This is a genomic window from Paenibacillus sp. SER-28 (genome assembly GCF_052906305.1).
On the sequence record NZ_JBRECM010000083.1, the window covers coordinates 1 to 260 of the forward strand.

The 260-nt window shown below is 53.8% G+C and carries 2 tRNA genes; both read right to left on the reverse strand.

The window, feature by feature from the left end:
* Position 1: 1 nt before the first annotated feature.
* Positions 2–74, reverse strand: a tRNA-Val gene (locus ACUYLD_RS25725).
* A 6-nt stretch (positions 75–80) separates the two neighbouring features.
* Positions 81–152 (reverse strand) — tRNA-Glu (locus tag ACUYLD_RS25730).
* Between the last annotated feature and the right edge of the window lie 108 nt (positions 153–260).

Here is a 260-nt window from a genome sequence, read left to right on the forward strand (position 1 = left end):
GTGGAGGCTGAGGGGCTCGAACCCCCGACCCTCTGCTTGTAAGGCAGATGCTCTCCCAGCTGAGCTAAGCCTCCATAATATGACCCGTAGGGGATTCGAACCCCTGTTACCTCCGTGAAAGGGAGGTGTCTTAACCCCTTGACCAACGGGCCTTGCAAAATAAGTTCTGGTTTCAATAAATTTATGGCGGAGAGAGAGGGATTCGAACCCTCGCACCACTTTCGCAGTCTAACCCCTTAGCAGAGGGTCCCCTTATAGCC